Consider the following 17,958-nt stretch of genomic DNA (forward strand, 5'->3'; position numbering starts at 1 on the left):
AGAACGAGTTCTCCATTTTTTTATAGGCATTTGTCACAATTTTTGCACCTCTTACGTATAATATTCATGAATGAGAGGTGACTTTATATGGAGCAGCCAGTAACATTGAATAAAAACGGTCAAATTAACATTGTGTTAAACAATGAGAAAAAGACAGTTAAAATAACAAAGGTTTCAAAGTCACTTGAGAAACAGCAGGAAATGATCCATTCAAAGCATGAGCCTCTGAAAAGAATAGAGGAAGAAATGAGTGCTCTTGTTGGAATGGAGGAAATGAAAAAAGTTATAAAAGAAATTTACGCATGGATTTATATTAATAAGATTCGTGAAGAGCATGGCCTTTTAAAAGGAGGGCAAGTGCTCCATATGCTTTTTAAAGGCAATCCGGGTACGGGAAAAACAACGGTGGCAAGGCTTATCGGAAAATTATTAAAAGATATGAATGCATTGTCCAAAGGACATTTAATTGAAGTGGAACGGGCGGATTTGGTTGGCGAATATATTGGTCATACTGCTCAAAAAACGAGGGATTTAATAAAAAAAGCGCTTGGTGGCATTTTATTTGTTGATGAAGCCTATTCCTTGGCGCGCGGAGGGGAAAAAGACTTTGGCAAAGAAGCCATCGATACGCTTGTGAAAAATATGGAGGATCGCCAGAATGAATTTATTCTAATCCTAGCTGGTTATGCAAAGGAAATGGATCAATTTCTTACCTTAAATCCAGGCTTGCGTTCACGGTTTCCACTTGTGATTGAGTTTCCAGATTATACGGTAGACCAATTAATGGAAATCGCCCAAAAAATGTTGAATGAACGCCAATATGTTTTTTCAAAAGAGGCAGAATGGAAGTTAAGAGAGCAGCTTCAATCCATAAAATATAATAAATCACCGCATGTTTTTAGCAACGGAAGGTATATCCGTAATGTTATTGAAAAGGCTGTCCGCAAACAGGCGATGCGATTGTTGATGTACGAGGCATATGATAAAAAAGATTTAGAGACGATTCGCAGTGAGGATTTGGTTTTTGGTGATATGTAAAGCTCTGTTTGGAAACAGGGTTTTTCTTTTGGGCGAAATTCAAGTTTGTTTCTCACGTGCCCAAAACTGTGGTAGGGAAGCAAAATCGGTAACGCAATGCCCCTTGAGCAAATATAAACCAGTACTAATTCCCCAAAGAATATGGAACACTAGATGAAAATACGAATTGACTTTGATATAGTAAAGTAAGAATTGATAATAAAGGCAGGGAAGACGTTGATAGAAAATCAAATAAAAAAAGAACGTGCATTATTAGTTGGCTGTCAATTGCCAGATATGGATGATGAACGGTTTTTATATTCAATGGATGAATTAGCCTCACTGACACAGACGGCACACGGTGAGGTGATGATGAGCCTTTCGCAAAAAAGGCCGAAGGTGCATTCGGCAACGTATATCGGAAAAGGGAAAATTGAAGAAATCGCCATGTTGGAACAAGAGTTGGAGATTGATGTGATTATTTTCAATGATGAGCTGTCACCTTCGCAAACACGGAATTTAGCCGAGAAGTTTGAAGCAAGGGTGATTGACCGCACCCAGCTCATTCTTGATATTTTCGCATCTAGAGCGAAGTCAAAGGAAGGTAAGCTTCAGGTTGAGTTAGCTCAGTATGAATATTTGCTGCCGCGTCTTGGTGGGCAAGGGCTTGCATTATCACGACTTGGGGGTGGAATTGGTACAAGAGGTCCGGGTGAAACGAAGCTCGAAGCAGACCGCCGCCACATTCGTCGCCGGATTGATGAAATCAAAGGCAATCTAAAAACGATTGTGGAACACCGCAATCGCTACCGGGAAAGAAGAAAGAAAAATCAAACGTTCCAAATTTCCCTTGTTGGTTACACCAATGCAGGGAAATCCACCATCTTTAACAGACTGACAGAAGCGGGCTCCTTTGAGGAGAATTTATTGTTTGCCACGCTTGACCCGATGACAAGAAAGTTTATTTTACCTTGTGGTTTAACAACACTACTAACCGATACGGTTGGATTTATTGAGGATTTGCCAACAACTTTGATTGCTGCCTTCCGCTCCACATTAGAGGAGGTACGTGAAGCAGATTTGATTTTACATGTTGTGGATTGTTCCAATCCTGATTATTTTAACCATGAAAAAACGGTGTACCGAATTTTGGAGGGCCTGGATATTAAAGACATCCCAATTCTAACGGTATATAATAAAAAAGATTTAGTTTCAACGCATTTTGTTCCATCGACAAATGATATGGTGTTCATTAGTGCCTTTGATGAGGAAGATATGAAAACTCTTCGGAAAATAATCGAAGCAAAGATGATAGATCAAATGGAATATTACCATTTAATGATTCCGGGCTCAGATGGACGATTGTTGGCGCAATTAAAATCAGATACAGTTTTATTGGAACAACATTTTAATGAACAAAACGAGCAATATGAATGTAAAGGGTATATAAACCCGAACTTAGCTTTATACCAACAGACAAAGGATTTTCATATTCACTAAGGAGAGTAGCATGTACGAGAATTTTAGCAACGGACAAAAGATAAAAGAAGTAGTTAATAGAATCGAGGAGAAAATTAAACCTTTACATCAGCAAATGGATGAAATTGTTGAAAAAAACCAGTATCGTGTATTGGAGGCGTTTCGCAATCAGCATGTCGCTGACTTTCATTTTAACCCTTCTACTGGATATGGTTATGATGATACAGGAAGGGATACGCTTGAAAAAGTATATGCGGAAGTGTTTGGGGCAGAAGCCGGCTTAGTGCGCCCACAAATTATTTCAGGGACACATGCCATCACGCTGTCCCTTTTTGGTGTGCTTAGACCTGGCGATGAACTGCTTTATATTACAGGAAAACCTTATGACACATTGGAGGAAATAGTAGGGATTCGAGGAGAGAATAATGGCTCGCTAAAAGAGTTTAATATTTCCTACGAAACTGTTGATCTGACAACTGAGGGAGATATTGATTTTCCAAATGTTGCAAAAGCGATTAAACCGAACACAAAATTAATCGGTATTCAACGGTCTAAAGGCTATGCGACGAGACCTTCGTTTACGATTGAACAAATTAAAGAAATGATTGGTTTTGTAAAGGAATGCAAACCAGATGTTCTTGTTTTTGTAGATAATTGTTATGGTGAGTTTGTAGAAGAGTTAGAGCCAACGCATGTAGGAGCAGATTTAGTTGCTGGCTCCTTGATAAAAAATCCGGGCGGCGGTCTTGCCAAAACCGGTGGCTATATTGTTGGCAAGGAAGCACTCGTTGAACAGTGTGCTTACCGCTTAACGGCACCGGGACTAGGCCGAGAAGCAGGTGCTTCATTATACAGCCTTCAGGAAATGTATCAAGGCTTTTTTATGGCACCACATGTTGTGGGACAAGCTGTAAAGGGTGCTATTTTTACATCAGCCCTTTTAGAGGAATACGGTTTCCATACATATCCAAAGTGGAACCAAAAACGAACAGATCTTGTTCAATCTGTGCAATTTCAGAATCGGGAAATGATGATTGCTTTTTGCCAAGCCATCCAATTTTCATCGCCTGTAAATGCGCATGTAAAACCTGAGCCAAGTTATATGCCGGGCTATGTGGATGATGTCATCATGGCCGCAGGTACATTTATTCAAGGGGCAAGTATTGAGCTTACGGCCGATGGACCGATGAGGCCACCGTTTGAAGCATATGTTCAAGGTGGGCTCACCTATGAACATGTAAAAATTGCGCTTATTACTGCAATTAATCAGTTAATGGAGAAAAATTTATTAAAATAAACACCATGTTAGATTTTCTAACACGGTGTTGACAGGTAACCTAACATCATGTATTATAAAAAGCATATTAAACAAGGTAATATTGTTTGAAGGGGGCACAGTAATGGGTGATAACGTTCGCCGAACGATGCCGCTATTTCCAATTGGAATCGTTATGCAACTTACTGAATTGTCCGCACGACAAATCCGTTATTACGAAGAAAATGAATTGATTCATCCTGCAAGAACCGAAGGAAACCGGAGAATGTTTTCTTTTAATGATGTTGATCGCCTATTAGAGATTAAATCATTAATCGAACAAGGTGTGAATTTAGCCGGGATTAAACAAATCTTTGCTGTGAAAGCAGATGAGAAATTCATGGAACAAACTGAACAGCTAACTGATGTGAAACAGGAATTATCTGATGCTGAACTAAGGCGACTGCTACGAAAAGAACTCATTCAAGCTGGCCGCTTTGGCAAGACTCAGGTAAATGACAGTTCAAAATTTTTTTATTAAAGTAGCAACACTTTTAAATTATACATTCTGAACCTTTGGGAGGAACTAGTGGTGGCAAAGTATACTAAAGAAGATATCAAAAGAATGGCAGAAGAACAAAACGTTAGATTTATTCGCCTACAATTTACAGACATGTTAGGTACGATTAAAAATGTTGAAATTCCTATTAGTCAGATTGATAAGGCGTTAGATAACCAAATGATGTTCGACGGTTCATCCATCGAGGGGTTTGTTCGTATCGAAGAATCTGATATGTTTTTATATCCTGACTATGATACATGGATTGTATTCCCTTGGACAACTGAGAGAGGGAAAGTGGCGCGCTTAATTTGTGATATTTACAATACGGATGGCACTCCATTTGCAGGTGACCCACGTGGAAACTTAAAGCGTCAGTTAAGAAAAATGGAGGAGCTTGGATTTACTTCATTTAATCTTGGACCAGAACCTGAATTCTATTTATTTAAATTAGATGAAAAAGGTGAGCCTACTTTAGAGTTAAACGATAAAGGTGGTTACTTTGACTTAGCACCAACCGACCTTGGTGAAAATTGCCGCCGTGATATCGTGCTTGAGCTTGAGGAAATGGGATTTGATGTTGAAGCTTCCCACCACGAGTGCGGTCCTGGCCAGCATGAAATTGATTTTAAATATGCAGATGCAGTAAAAGCATGTGATGATATCCAAACATTTAAGCTAGTGGTAAAAACAATTGCCCGTAAACACGGCTTACATGCAACATTTATGCCTAAACCAGTATTTGGTATTGCTGGCTCAGGAATGCATTGTAATGTATCGCTATTCAGAGGAAAAGAAAATGCGTTTTTTGATGAAAATGGCCCATTACAATTAAGTGAAACAGCTTATCATTTTATTGCTGGTGTTATGAAGCATGCTGAAGCTTTTACAGCAGTATGTAATCCTATCATAAACTCCTATAAACGTCTTGTACCAGGCTATGAGGCACCATGCTATGTTGCTTGGTCAGCAAAAAATAGAAGTCCGTTAATTCGTATTCCATCTGCAAGAGGAATGAGCACACGTCTTGAGGTCCGTAGTGTTGACCCATCTGCAAATCCTTATTTAGCATTAAGTGTAATACTAGCATCTGGTCTTGATGGAATCGAAAATCAGCTAGAGGCTCCAAAATCTGTGGACAGAAATATCTATGTAATGGATAAAGCAGAGCGTCTAGAACACGGAATTACTGATCTACCTGCTAATTTAGGAGAGGCTTTAGAGAAGTTAAAAGCTGATGAGATTATTATGGATGCTTTAGGTGAGCATATTTCAGAACATTTCATTGAAGCAAAAGAAATTGAGTGGGATATGTTCCGTACTACGGTTACGGCTTGGGAACGCGAACAATATATGACTCATTATTAATCAAAAAAAACCTCGACACCTTGGTGTTGAGGTTTTTTGCATATTTTCAACGATTAATCAATGGTCCTATAAAGTCCGATCACTTTTCCTAATATTGTAATGTTACGAACAATAATGGGATCCATACTAGAGTTTTCAGGCTGCAGGCGAATATAATCTTTTTCCTTAAAGAAACGTTTAACGGTTGCTTCATCATCTTCTGTCATCGCTACAACAATATCACCGTTTAATGCTGTATGCTGCTGGCGAACAATGACTAAATCACCATCAAAAATGCCAGCCTCTATCATACTTTCTCCTTCAATTACAAGAATGAATACATTGCCGTCAGGTGGAATCAACCTTTCTGGTAATGGAAGGTAATCTTCAATGTTCTCGATAGCTGTGATTGGTATACCAGCTGTAACTTTACCAATAATAGGGACATTAACAGTTTCCGCTTTTGGTATGATGTTTGTGTCTTCATTGGTTAAAATCTCGATCGCTCTTGGCTTTGTTGGGTCTCTACGAATATATCCTTTTTTTTCAAGTCTAGCTAAATGGCCGTGAACAGTTGAACTTGAAGCGAGTCCAACAGCTTCTCCGATTTCTCTTACAGATGGCGGATATCCCTTTTCACTGACTTGTTGCTTTATAAAATCTAGGATATCCTGTTGCCTTTTCGAGATTTTTGTCATAACGTTGCACCTCTCTTATCCCATATATTAATAGAATTATAACAAAATTGGCAAGAGATTACAAACGTAAGTTCGAGAATTTTTGTTCTTATATGGAGAAAAAAATGATTTCTGGACATTACTATTAATATATAGTAAAAAATAATGAAGAAAAGAAAAAATAAGAGGGGTAGTAAAATTGTTATCGAAAGAAAAAATAAATCGAATTAATGAATTGTCGAAAAAAGCAAAAACAATTGGTCTTACTAAGGAAGAAAAGATGGAACAGCAAAAGCTGAGAGAAGAATACATTAAGAATTTTCGCAAATCATTTGAGGACACGCTCCATAATGTAAGAGTTATGGATGTAGAAGGGAATGACGTCACTCCAGAAAAACTCCAGGAAAGTAAACGGCGAAGAAATAATCAAATGTTACATTGATTTAATTGCGATAAAATCTAGCCTATTACCTAATAATAACGGTATAATGAGAGAGGAATTTTGTTGAACTAATGGTTTTTTCAGTATATTATGGAAACCGAGTATTAAGTTTAGGAAGGATGAAATAAATGTCATTATCTATCGAACAATTAGCGATCGGTTCGATTCGTACTTTATCTATTGATGCAATTGAGAAAGCAAATTCTGGACACCCAGGAATGCCAATGGGAGCTGCTCCTATGGCTTATAAGCTTTGGACAAAATTTATGAATCAAAATCCAGCAAATCCAAAATGGTTTAACCGTGACCGTTTCGTATTATCAGCAGGTCATGGTTCTATGTTGCTTTATAGCCTATTACACTTAAGTGGTTATGATCTAAGCATAGATGATTTGAAAAATTTCCGTCAATGGGGTTCAAGAACGCCAGGACACCCTGAGTATGGCCACACATCTGGAGTTGAGGCAACAACAGGTCCGCTTGGACAAGGTGTTGCTACTGCTGTTGGTATGGCATTGGCAGAAAGACATTTAGCCGCTAAATATAATCAAGAAAACTTTGAAATTATCAATCATTTTACATATAGCATTTGCGGTGATGGCGATTTAATGGAAGGTGTTTCCGGGGAATCTGCATCCTTAGCAGGCCATTTGAAGCTTGGACGTTTAGTTATTTTATATGATTCAAATGATATTTCTTTAGACGGCGACCTACACCGGTCGTTCTCTGAAAACGTGATGCAGCGTTATGAAGCATACGGATGGCAGGTTCTACGTGTAGAAGATGGAAACAATCTAGATGAAATTGAAAAAGCGATTGAGGAAGCAAGAGCTGATGTAAACCGTCCTACTTTAATCGAAGTAAAGACAACAATCGGCTACGGCTCACCTAATAAATCTGGTAAATCTGCTTCCCATGGATCTCCACTTGGGCAGGATGAAGCGAAGCTAACAAAAGAATCTTATAAATGGACATTTGAAGAAGATTTCCATGTACCAGAAGAAGTCTACGCTCATTTCAACGAAGAAGTTAAAGAGCAAGGTGGACAGCTTGAGGAAGCTTGGAATCAATTATTTGCTGATTACAAAGAAAAATATCCTGAATTAGGTCAACAATTAGAGTTAGCGATTTCAGGTAAACTTCCAGAAGGTTGGGAACAACAGCTTCCAAAATATGAAGTTGGCTCGAAAGCTGCAAGCCGTGACACATCTGGACAAGCAATTAATGCCATTGCTAAAGCAGTTCCTCAATTTTTCGGAGGCTCTGCAGACCTAGCAAGTTCAAACAAAACAGCAATGAAAGATCAAGGCGATTTCTCATCAGCTGATTACAGCGGCCGTAATATCTGGTTTGGTGTACGCGAATTTGCAATGGGTGCTGCATTAAATGGTATGACACTTCATGGTGGTGTAAAAGCATTTGGTGGAACATTCTTTGTTTTCTCTGATTACCTGCGTCCTGCTATTCGTTTGGCAGCATTAATGGGCTTGCCGGTCACATACGTATTTACACATGATAGTATTGCGGTTGGTGAAGACGGACCTACTCACGAGCCAATCGAACAATTAGCTTCTTTACGTGCAATGCCTAATTTATCAACGATACGTCCAGCTGATGGCAATGAAACTGTGGCAGCTTGGAGAGTGGCACTTGAAAGTGAAACTAGACCAACTGCACTTGTTCTATCACGTCAAGGCTTACCAACAATTGAAGGAACAGCTGAAAAAGCATATGAGGGCGTTAAAAAAGGTGCTTATGTGATTAGCAAATCAGAAAAAGAAACAGCAGACGCCCTTCTTTTAGCAACAGGTTCTGAGGTTCAATTAGCTGTTGAGGCACAAAAAGTTCTTAAGGCAGAAGGAATTGACGTATCCGTTATCAGTATGCCTGCATGGGATCGCTTTGAAGAACAATCTTCTGAGTACAAAGAATCTGTATTACCGAAGAATGTGAAGAAGAGAGTAGCTGTAGAAATGGCTGCATCACAAGGATGGGATCGTTATACAGGTGATGAAGGTAAAATCATCGCAATTGATAAATTTGGGGCTTCTGCACCAGGTGAAAAAATCATGAAAGAATATGGTTTTACAGTTGAAAATGTAGTGGCAAAAGTAAAAGAAATGCTTTAAAAATAGAGCTGTGGGAGGCTGACCCCGATAAAGAGTCAGCCTCTTCATGCATGCGCTGAACGGTCGCTTGCGCTTTTATTGTCTAGCTCCAGCGACCAGCAACTAGTGGACTTCGCTCATCTCCCTACGATAAGTCAACATCGATTCGCCTGGCGGCACATCGTGTTTCCTTTATCTCAGTCGATGCGCTCCAGTCCATACGTCGCTGAACGGTCGCTTGCGCTTTTCTTATATTCGACAAAACTAGTGGATTCTTTCACCAGTAGGTGACAATCATTTCTCTCTACTTCGTCTATACTCTTTAATAGAGAAAGTAGTAGGGGGAATTGGTATGAGAAACTATTTTATATATCTTCTAAAAGAAGACGTTGCCTACGAATATTTTGGAAAAGAAATTTTGATTTTTAATTTATTTCTCGAAAAATTACAAGAACACAATCCAGTTCGTTTACAAATGTTAATGAACCAAATCCAATATATTACAAATCCTATTTCCGTTATTGATATAAACCGATTTATTGAAAGAAATCTATCGGTTGAGACGGTGCATCATCAACAAACAACGCAATTAATATATAAACCTAATACGTGTAAAAATTATTCTTTTGCAAAGCTTGAAATATACGATTGCTTTATAAAGTTATCCTCTGAAGGAAGCTATGATGCAGAAACGCATATTTTCGAAGTCCTGCGCAAATATAATCCGTGCTTTTTGGCTATGGATTTTGATAACAGACATTTCGGGTGGTTGAATCCTATTAAGCAGGAACGCTATATTTGACATGTAAAATATTGAAAACTATTGTGTATTGATAGATGTTCCTGTAAACTTTAAAAATAGGACAACTATGAGGAGGAAAGATTTTTTATGTGGTATGTAGTTACAGGTGTTCTAGCACTTCTAGCTGGTGTCGCAATCGGCTTCTTTGTTGCTAGAAAATACATGGAAAATTATTTGAAGAACAATCCACCAATTAATGAACAAATGTTAAAGGTTATGATGTCACAAATGGGCCAAAAGCCATCACAAAAGAAAATAAATCAAATGATGTCACAAATGAACAAGCTTCAAAAAAAATAGACAAATTTCTTACTATAAGTGGGCTGTCTCAGATCGTGCTAAGCATCCAAAGTACTAAAAACGTTAGTATACGGTGCCAAACACAAATGAGGGAGCCCGTTTCGATTTGAAAAGGCATAAATTCAATAATATAATGAAAAGATAAAACGAATACTATGCAAAAAAGGATGACAATGAATGCAGGTTTCAATACCAACGATTACAATTGCGGAAGCACTAAAGGTAGACGCAATCTATATAGATGTTCGTTCCCCGGGGGAATTCGAAGAATTTCATATACCAAACGCTTTAAGTATACCTTTGTTTTCAAACGATGAAAGAGCGCAGGTCGGCACTACTTATAAACAAATTGGGCAAGGGCAGGCAATTGAATTAGGTATTAAAATTATTTCAAATAAACTCCCTGATTTGTTTGCAAAATTCAAGAAAGTTGTAAATGAGAATAGACACAAAAAAATCATTGTGTACTGTTGGAGAGGCGGGATGAGAAGCGGGAGCATCGTTTCTTTTATGGTTAGTATGAAACTGCCTTTAATTCAACTTGAAGGCGGGATTCGCAGCTATCGAAAACTAATTCAAGTGGAACTTGAATCTTTCTCCAATATGTCTAAACCCTACATTGTTCTTGAAGGAAACACGGGCACTCATAAAACAGACATTTTAGAAGCCCTACAAGAAGAAAACTATCCGGTTTTAGATTTAGAGGGGCTTGCCGCTCATCGCGGTTCCACCTTCGGCGGCATTGGGTTATCTCCAAAATCACAAAAAGAGTTTGAGCGTGAATTAGTAGAACGGCTGAGGGAGTTGAAAGATGCTCCTTACATCTTAATTGAAGCTGAAAGTAAAAGGGTTGGACGAATTATTATTCCGGATTTTATTTTAGAAGGAAAAGATAACGGGACAAGAATCCATGTACACGCTCCTATCGAAAGCAGGGTAAAGGCAATTATTAACACATATGGAACTCTTGAGTACCAAGAAGAATTTAAGAGTGCCTTAGAGGTCATTAAAAAGCGCATGCCTCCTAGCCTCTATAATCAATGCTTAGAAAGTTTGAATAATCGCGAGTACGAATTATTTGTAAAACTATTGCTGGAAGAATATTATGATCCTAAATATACGTTTGCCGCCAATCAATATGATACACCGATCCGTTTTGTTACAATTGAAGGTGTTGAAGACGGTGTGGAGAAAATAAAATCTGAAATTCAATCGATTGTTAAAAATATGGGTCTGCTGACAAGATAATCGTTAGCAGTCCTTTCTCAAATACATAACTTCAATAGTCACAAAACTGTTAGATTAAAACGTTATGAATTTATGTGAAGATTTGATAGACTAATATAAGTATTTCGATTATCCTCTTCTAGGAGTTGTTTCATTTATGGCAGATGTAAATCTCTTTCTAGCATTTGGCGCAGGCTTCTTATCTTTTATTTCGCCATGCTGCTTACCATTATATCCAGCATTCTTATCGTACATAACAGGCATTTCGGTCACGGAATTAAGAGAAGAAAATGCAATCATGCAAAAGCGGGCCATGCTGCATACAATCTTCTTTCTGATTGGTTTTTCAAGCATCTTTATTATGTTGGGAATGTCAACGTCATTTATAGGCAAGTTCTTCATGCAGTATAATGATTTAATCAGGCAAATTGGCGCAATTTTAATTGTCTTTTTTGGCTTTGTGATTGTCGGCGTTTTGAATCCGGAATTTCTAATGAAGGACCGTGTCATTACTTTTAAAAGCCGTCCTTCAGGTTTTATTGGATCCATCCTAATTGGTATGGGATTTGCAGCTGGGTGGACTCCATGTACAGGTCCTATTTTAGCAGCGGTTATTGCATTAAGTGTTTCAAATCCAGGATCTGGGATGCTATACATGATTGCCTATACATTAGGTTTTGCGATTCCATTTTTCATTTTGTCCTTTTTTATCGGCAGAATGCATTGGATTAAAAAGCATAGCAACAAAATTATTAAAATTGGCGGCTACGTCATGATTATCATGGGTATTTTCCTTTTCTTTGACTGGATGACAAAAATTACAACATATTTAATTGGTATTTTTGGTGGTTTTCAAGGATTTTAATAGTGGTAAACTTATAAAAGTTATAATATAATAAGTTAGTCTTAAATGGATAAAATGTTCGGCGCAAATGTCTTGTAAGGAGATGAAAAAATGGCTAGAATATTAATTGTTGATGACGCAAAATTTATGAGAATGACCCTTACTAATATTTTGCAAAAAGGCAACCATGAAGTGATAGGGGAAGCTGAGAATGGCCGACTAGCTATTGAACAATATAAAGAGCTCAATCCGGACATCGTAACAATGGATATTACAATGCCTGAAATGACAGGTATTGAGGCTGTTAAACAAATAAAAGCAATCGATCCAAATGCAAAGATTATTATGTGCTCGGCAATGGGGCAACAAAAGCTTGTTGTTGAGGCAATAGAATCGGGTGCCAAGGACTTTGTCGTCAAACCATTTGATGAAAACCGTGTCCTTGAAGCAGTATCAAGAGTATTGGAAAAATAGTTCTGCCAAATAAGCCACTTTAAGATCTCGTATTATGGTCATAAGTGGTTTTTCTATTCATAATCGTAAATGAAATGAGTGATCCATTCATGTTAATAGCTGTTTCATCTATTGGAGCTTTTTTAATGGCTATATTCGTGATCTTTGTGCGTATGAAAGCTGCCAAAAAACCAACAAATGCTAAAAAGATTATATTACCTCCTGTTTTTATGAGCTCAGGTTTTTTAATGTTCACTCAACCGCTGTTCCGCGTAACAGTTGCTGAATTCGCTGAAGCCTTTACAGTCGGTATGTTATTTTCTATCCTTTTAATTAAGACATCAAAATTTGAAATTCGTGATGACCATATTTATTTAAAGAGATCGAAAGCATTTATTTTCATCTTGTTTGGACTATTGTTTCTCCGTATCCTGCTGAAATCCATTCTTGGACACTATATTTCCTTCGGTCAAACAAGTGGGATGTTCTTTATTTTAGCTTTTGGAATGATCTTACCATGGAGACTTGCGATGCTATATTCATATAAACGACTTGAAAAGACATTAGTAAATTTAAAGATTGTAGAGGAATAGGTTGTCCGGGCGCCCTTGGGCGTTCGAACAACCTTTTTTAGTGGCAGTTCTGTTTAAAATAAATGCTCATATGGTGCAATATCAATTTGTTTTTTTACGAGTGTTTTTCGTAAAAATTTATGGTCACGCTTCGGCGTCGCTTTAATATAACCTTCAATAATTAACCCTTCCGTAATCTGGCTTGCCTTTTTCTCAAGAGCCAATTCGCCAATTTTAGCTGCAATTTTATGTCGCGCGACATCACGGAAAAGCTCTGGCACTGGCTGAACAAGTTCATTTAAAAGTTGCTTTTCCTCATCCGGCCATAGCTCACGAGTTTCATTTACATAATGCTCCTCCCAATCCATAATGGATTTGCCATCTTCCTTTGGGAGTTTCTTCAAAAACTTTCGAAACATAAAAAAGCCGCCGATAAACAGCATCACGACTAAAAAGACTGTCCAAAAAAGAATTAACCATTGTGTCCAACTACTAAACATGATTCCACCTCTATTATTACCAAACATTTGTCATTCCCTATTTTAACAGGAATTATTAATATAAACCATTGAAAACGAATAGAAGGCAAAAATGAATATTCTTCCAAGGATTAAGGAAGTCTAATGATTGTGAAAGGGGTGTGAATCCATGACGAATAAAAGGAGAAGAAATAATCCAAATGGCGGCAGCCAAAAAGGCAAACCATTCAGCGACGCCATGAGTGCGGCTGATAATGTGATGGCTGCTGAAGAAATGGAAAAGGCGATTAATCCTACTAGAACGAAAATGAGTGATGGGTAGGTAGAATTGAATTGGAGGAATTGGGGCTATCCAAATTGTGGAGGCCCTTATTTTTTTGCGTGCGCAATATAGCTTTGGATTGGGCTAAAGGGAACGCGAGACGGTTTTACGTGCTCAGTAAAAGGTTCTAAACAATAAAACGGGAACGCAAGATGATTTCACGTACCCAAGATAAGGTTTATAACCAAAGAAAGGGGACGCAAGACGTTCTCACATGTCCAAAACATAGTTTTAAACTAGGGAACAGGGACTCAAGATGGTTTCATGTGCCCGAAACAAGGTATTAAATGAAAAATGGGAATGCAGGAGTGACTTGTACTTTACTAATATTAATATTTGAAGATTCAGTTTGGCCCAAATTGCAGTGATAAAGGATTTTTTAAATTTAGCATCTAAGTTTTTTTATAATATAGCCGAGAACACTTGTGATTTTAATCATGAGATGAATCGGCTTCGGACAAGGCGTGTCTTGGGACACGTCAATTGTCCGACATATTTTAATTCTGTAGTTAGAAAAATAATACATTTTTAGAACAAATACTCTCGATTAAATCTAGGACATATGTTATTATATATGTAAGTGAGCAGAACACACGTTTGTTTTAAAAGGTAGTAATCAAAAAGTGTATCAGGAGGATTTCTATTTAAAAAGTTTCCGAGTTAAAAGGATCTGAAGGCGGGGTGAATTAAAAATGAGGGTGAAAAAAGCATACAAATTTAGAATCTATCCCACTAAACAACAAGAAATTTTAATTGCTAAAACTATTGGTTGTAGTCGTTTCGTCTATAATTACTTTGTAGGAAAACAAAAACAGCAAGATGCGTATTGGCATATCGTGAATGAAATGGTTCAGAATGGTCAACTTCCCCAAAATAATTGGAAGGGTGAATGTTTCAATAAAAACAAATCGATAAAAGCCCTTCCTGAATTAAAAGAATCGTATCCCTTTTTAATAGAAGTCGATAGTATTGCTCTTCAAAAGTCTGTTGAAATTGTCCACGATGCTTACACAAGATATTATAAAAAACAAAATAATGAACCTCGTTTTAAATCTAAAAAAATCCTGTTCAATCGTACACAACAAAATATGTGAATGGCAATATTGCTGTTTTAGATCAGCATATTAAACTTCCTAAACTTGGCCTTGTACGTTTTGCAAAAAGCAAAGAAGCCAACGGTCGTATTATGAATGCTACGATTAGGCGAAATGCGACTGGCAAATACTTTGTATCTATTCTTGTAGAAACGGAAGTACAGCCATTAGAAAAAACAGGCTCGGCAGTGGGAATTGATGTAGGACTTAAAGATTTTGCTACACTTTCCGATGGTACAGTATACGAAAATCCAAAATTTTTCCGCACATTAGAAGAAAAATTAGCAAAAGCACAACGTATTCTTTCCAGACGACAAATAAATTCTTCTAATTGGCATAAACAACGTGTAAAAGTTGCAAAGATCCATGAAAAAATCGCAAATGCAAGGAAGGATATGCTAGATAAAATCTCAACTCATATTGTCAAAAATCACGACATCATTGGGATTGAGAATTTGTCGATAAGCAATATGCTTAAAAATGGAAATCTTGCTAAAGCAATTAGTGAAGTATCGTGGTCACAATTTAGAACGATGATAGAGTACAAAGCCAAATGGTATGGAAGGCAAGTAGTAATCGTTTCGAAAACTTTTGCTTCCAGTCAACTATGCTCAAATTGTGGACACCAACATAAAGACGTTAAAAACCTTGCTTTGCGTGAATGGACATGCCCAATGTGCAAAAGCCATCACCAACGAGACCTTAACGCAAGTATCAATATTCGCAATGAAGCATTGCGATTAACCGCAGGAACTGTGGAGATAGCCTAATCTAATAGAAACCGATAGGTTTCTGTACGTAGGAATCTCGTGGCTTTAGCCATGAGAGGGTTCAATATTTGCGAATAGTTACAAGGCTTTTCCGTTGATTAAATCTAGTAAAGTTAGTATAATGAACAAGGTATTAGGTAATAATAATTTGATGGGGTCGGATGGGGTACTGGTGTCCTCCGCGGTCTTCAAAACCGTCCGTGACTACCGTGCGTGGTCAGGTGAGTTCGATTCTCACACGGTCCCGCCAAACCTTACATATCAAGGGATTGAAACTTCTCGCTTGTGATGCAGCAAGCCTGGTTTCAATCCCTTTTTAAAACCCGGGTGCCATTAGGGTGCCAAATGAGCAAATTGGCTATTCGTGATCATCTTCGTCATCAAATACTTCAACCGCCTGTTCCTGAAGAGAAGGAATGGCATGGCTGTATATATCTAATGTGATTCCAATTTTTGAGTGACCTAATCGTTCGCTTACAATTTTGGGATGCACATTTTTTTGTAGCAAAATGGAAGCGTGAGAATGTCTTGTGTCATGAAAACGGGAATCCTTTAATCCTGCTCGTTTAACCGCACTTTTGTAGGCTCGGCGTAGCTCACGATGGTCAATATAATCCCCTTTTGAATTGAAAAACACGAGGTCATTGGGATTAAAGCCATCTCCTAAACGGTTCTTTAACTCCTGATGCCAATCGTAATGGCTCTTTAAAAAATTCATAAGTTTTTGTCCAATGACAATGGTTCGATCTTTTCCACCCTTGGTTAGATCCCGGATTTGTACTTTACCCCCTTCCAGATAAGAGGACTTGGTAATTGACAGGCGTCGATGATTAAAGTCAATATCTTTCCACTGCAAAGCACGTAACTCACCTAAGCGCGCGCCCGTATGACCCGCTGTGTATATTGTTGGGTAATAGATAGTTCTCGATTTTGCTGCTTCAAATAGACGGTCTAATTCCTCTTTCGAATAGAAAGTGGGTCTGAATTTTTTAGGCTTGGGCGGTTTCGCTTTTTGAACCACACTTTTATTGACAAATTCCCAATCTACCGCATCATTTAACGCTTTCGATAACAATCGATGATGATGTTTGACCGTTTGAGCAGATAAATCTTCTAGTTTATCTATATAATAATCCTGTAATTGTAAAGCGGTTAAGTCTTGTAACTGGATATGTCCTAATCCTGGTTTTAAATGAACACGGATGATTTGCTCGTACCCTCTGTAGGTGTTAGGTGAAGTGTTTGGTTTGGCATATGATTTAAGCCAATAATCTAAATAATCACCCAAGGATAGACTCTCTTTTGATGATTCATTGTTATCCACTTCATTATGAAGATCGGCTATAGCTAGATCCAGAGCTGCTTTCGCATCTTTTTTAGTTTTGAAATTCTTTTGAACCTTTCGTTTTCGATTTCCTTTTGTACCCACTTCAATTGTAAAATAATAGGTACCTGTCTTTTTGTCTTTGGTTATGCGACCAGTCATAGTTCAACTACCTCCTTGAAATGACTGGGCACCTAAACTCGTATCACCATTATTAGTATGACTTGGTGTTTATTGGTTTAAACCTTGGTGAAATGAGGTAGGAGCCGCGGAATTTTATTTTTCTCCCTCTAACCATTTCTGAATAGATATTTTGGGTATGAGAATTCTGGTACCAACTCTCACCGTATGAAACTGCCCAGAATTAACGAGCTCATAAGCCTTTGCTCTGCTTATTCCTAAAAACTCCATGACATCTTTAACAGTTAGCACATCCTTTAAATCCTCGTACCGCATACAAATTCCTCCTAATAACATAAAAAAGCACCTCGAACTAGTTGCTTTTAGGCAACTAAGCTCGAGGTGCTTCCTCTGAGTCTATATGTTGATTATTAAAATTTTGTTAACTTGTTTCTATAATTTAATTATATTCATAAATAGTATAGAAATGCAATAGTTTTGTAGGTCTATTTTTGTATAATTTTTTGTTTGATTTTTATCTAGTTATCAACTTGGTAAGATACTTCACGTTCTTTTTGAATTTCTTCAATATTCTTCTCAATCTTTTAGAAGTTAGTTTTGTCTCTTACAGGAGCATGTGCTCTCAAAATAGAACCTATTAATGAAGGGAAAGTTGAGTCGGGCATAACCACGGCCACTTTTATTTCAAAGTGTGTTAAAATGGCTTCAACCCTTGATAACGTTGATTTGATGGTCGTACTGGATTC

The 17,958-nt window shown here is 37.7% G+C and carries 18 protein-coding genes, 1 tRNA gene and 2 pseudogenes; 17 read left to right on the plus strand and 4 right to left on the minus strand.

All coding sequences use genetic code 11. The annotated features are described in order from the left end of the window. Window positions 1-87: 87 nt before the first annotated feature. The 5 genes from spoVK to glnA all read left to right on the plus strand — a co-directional run bounded on the left by spoVK (window position 88) and on the right by glnA (window position 5,678). The gene (spoVK, locus tag ACNQFZ_RS19735; protein ID WP_458413008.1) at window positions 88-1,038 is read left to right on the plus strand and encodes a stage V sporulation protein K; all 951 of its coding nucleotides are present in this window, start codon (window positions 88-90) and stop codon (window positions 1,036-1,038) included. Between the two features lie 216 nt (window positions 1,039-1,254). After that, entirely contained in the window at window positions 1,255-2,517 is a 1,263-nt protein-coding gene (gene hflX / locus ACNQFZ_RS19740; RefSeq protein ID WP_458413009.1) for a GTPase HflX, read from the plus strand. 10 nt (window positions 2,518-2,527) lie between these two features. Beyond that, window positions 2,528-3,793 carry a methionine gamma-lyase family protein gene (locus ACNQFZ_RS19745; RefSeq protein ID WP_458413010.1) on the plus strand — a complete coding sequence of 422 codons (1,266 nt, stop codon included), beginning with the start codon at window positions 2,528-2,530 and terminating at the stop codon, window positions 3,791-3,793. A gap of 103 nt (window positions 3,794-3,896) precedes the next feature. After that, the gene (locus tag ACNQFZ_RS19750; RefSeq protein ID WP_458413011.1) at window positions 3,897-4,292 is read left to right on the plus strand and encodes a MerR family transcriptional regulator; all 396 of its coding nucleotides are present in this window, start codon (window positions 3,897-3,899) and stop codon (window positions 4,290-4,292) included. A 51-nt stretch (window positions 4,293-4,343) separates the two neighbouring features. Further along, a complete protein-coding gene (gene glnA / locus ACNQFZ_RS19755) occupies window positions 4,344-5,678 on the plus strand; it encodes a type I glutamate--ammonia ligase (protein WP_458413012.1) in 1,335 nt (444 codons plus the stop codon). 53 nt (window positions 5,679-5,731) lie between these two features. On the opposite strand, the gene lexA is transcribed toward glnA, so the two are convergent. Beyond that, window positions 5,732-6,355, minus strand: coding sequence for a transcriptional repressor LexA (lexA, locus tag ACNQFZ_RS19760; protein WP_458413013.1), 624 nt, complete (start codon window positions 6,353-6,355; stop codon window positions 5,732-5,734). A 178-nt stretch (window positions 6,356-6,533) separates the two neighbouring features. On the opposite strand from lexA, the gene ACNQFZ_RS19765 reads away from it, so the two are divergent. The 8 genes from ACNQFZ_RS19765 to ACNQFZ_RS19800 all read left to right on the plus strand — a co-directional run bounded on the left by ACNQFZ_RS19765 (window position 6,534) and on the right by ACNQFZ_RS19800 (window position 13,103). Next, complete coding sequence (locus ACNQFZ_RS19765; RefSeq protein ID WP_458413014.1) at window positions 6,534-6,776, plus strand: DUF896 domain-containing protein; 243 nt, start codon at window positions 6,534-6,536, stop codon at window positions 6,774-6,776. A 128-nt stretch (window positions 6,777-6,904) separates the two neighbouring features. Continuing rightward, entirely contained in the window at window positions 6,905-8,905 is a 2,001-nt protein-coding gene (gene tkt / locus ACNQFZ_RS19770) for a transketolase (RefSeq protein WP_458413015.1), read from the plus strand. Between the two features lie 331 nt (window positions 8,906-9,236). Beyond that, window positions 9,237-9,686 (plus strand): sporulation inhibitor of replication protein SirA, encoded by a 450-nt coding sequence (sirA, locus tag ACNQFZ_RS19775; protein WP_458413016.1) that lies wholly within the window; start codon window positions 9,237-9,239, stop codon window positions 9,684-9,686. 87 nt (window positions 9,687-9,773) lie between these two features. Beyond that, complete coding sequence (locus tag ACNQFZ_RS19780) at window positions 9,774-9,986, plus strand: YneF family protein (protein WP_458413017.1); 213 nt, start codon at window positions 9,774-9,776, stop codon at window positions 9,984-9,986. A 177-nt stretch (window positions 9,987-10,163) separates the two neighbouring features. Then, complete coding sequence (mnmH, locus tag ACNQFZ_RS19785) at window positions 10,164-11,234, plus strand: tRNA 2-selenouridine(34) synthase MnmH (protein WP_458413018.1); 1,071 nt, start codon at window positions 10,164-10,166, stop codon at window positions 11,232-11,234. 136 nt (window positions 11,235-11,370) lie between these two features. Then, window positions 11,371-12,078: a cytochrome c biogenesis CcdA family protein gene (locus ACNQFZ_RS19790; RefSeq protein WP_458413019.1), complete on the plus strand. Its 708-nt coding sequence runs from the start codon at window positions 11,371-11,373 to the stop codon at window positions 12,076-12,078. A 90-nt stretch (window positions 12,079-12,168) separates the two neighbouring features. After that, window positions 12,169-12,531 carry a response regulator gene (locus ACNQFZ_RS19795; RefSeq protein ID WP_458413020.1) on the plus strand — a complete coding sequence of 121 codons (363 nt, stop codon included), beginning with the start codon at window positions 12,169-12,171 and terminating at the stop codon, window positions 12,529-12,531. 89 nt (window positions 12,532-12,620) lie between these two features. Continuing rightward, entirely contained in the window at window positions 12,621-13,103 is a 483-nt protein-coding gene (locus ACNQFZ_RS19800) for a CcdC family protein (RefSeq protein WP_458413021.1), read from the plus strand. A 53-nt stretch (window positions 13,104-13,156) separates the two neighbouring features. On the opposite strand, the gene ACNQFZ_RS19805 is transcribed toward ACNQFZ_RS19800, so the two are convergent. After that, a complete protein-coding gene (locus ACNQFZ_RS19805) occupies window positions 13,157-13,582 on the minus strand; it encodes a DUF2621 domain-containing protein (protein ID WP_458413022.1) in 426 nt (141 codons plus the stop codon). A gap of 148 nt (window positions 13,583-13,730) precedes the next feature. Here ACNQFZ_RS19805 and ACNQFZ_RS19810 point away from each other — a divergent pair, with 148 nt between their 5' ends. From ACNQFZ_RS19810 to ACNQFZ_RS19825, 4 genes and pseudogenes are all read left to right on the plus strand, one after another. Further along, on the plus strand, window positions 13,731-13,883 hold the full coding sequence (locus tag ACNQFZ_RS19810) for a hypothetical protein (RefSeq protein WP_458413023.1): 153 nt from the start codon (window positions 13,731-13,733) through the stop codon (window positions 13,881-13,883). A 692-nt stretch (window positions 13,884-14,575) separates the two neighbouring features. Further along, window positions 14,576-14,681: pseudogene (locus ACNQFZ_RS19815) on the plus strand (helix-turn-helix domain-containing protein); the annotation flags it as partial. 152 nt (window positions 14,682-14,833) lie between these two features. Beyond that, window positions 14,834-15,747 (plus strand): annotated as a pseudogene (gene tnpB / locus ACNQFZ_RS19820) (IS200/IS605 family element RNA-guided endonuclease TnpB); the annotation flags it as partial. Between the two features lie 153 nt (window positions 15,748-15,900). Beyond that, window positions 15,901-15,997: transfer RNA gene (locus ACNQFZ_RS19825), tRNA-Sec, on the plus strand. A 108-nt stretch (window positions 15,998-16,105) separates the two neighbouring features. Here the strand turns inward: ACNQFZ_RS19825 and ACNQFZ_RS19830 are convergent. Both ACNQFZ_RS19830 and ACNQFZ_RS19835 read right to left on the minus strand, forming a co-directional pair. Further along, a complete protein-coding gene (locus ACNQFZ_RS19830) occupies window positions 16,106-17,233 on the minus strand; it encodes a tyrosine-type recombinase/integrase (protein WP_458413024.1) in 1,128 nt (375 codons plus the stop codon). A gap of 114 nt (window positions 17,234-17,347) precedes the next feature. Next, a complete protein-coding gene (locus tag ACNQFZ_RS19835; protein ID WP_458413025.1) occupies window positions 17,348-17,527 on the minus strand; it encodes a helix-turn-helix domain-containing protein in 180 nt (59 codons plus the stop codon). Window positions 17,528-17,958 lie beyond the last annotated feature (431 nt).

The organism is Schinkia acidoalkalinis (genome assembly GCF_054301215.1).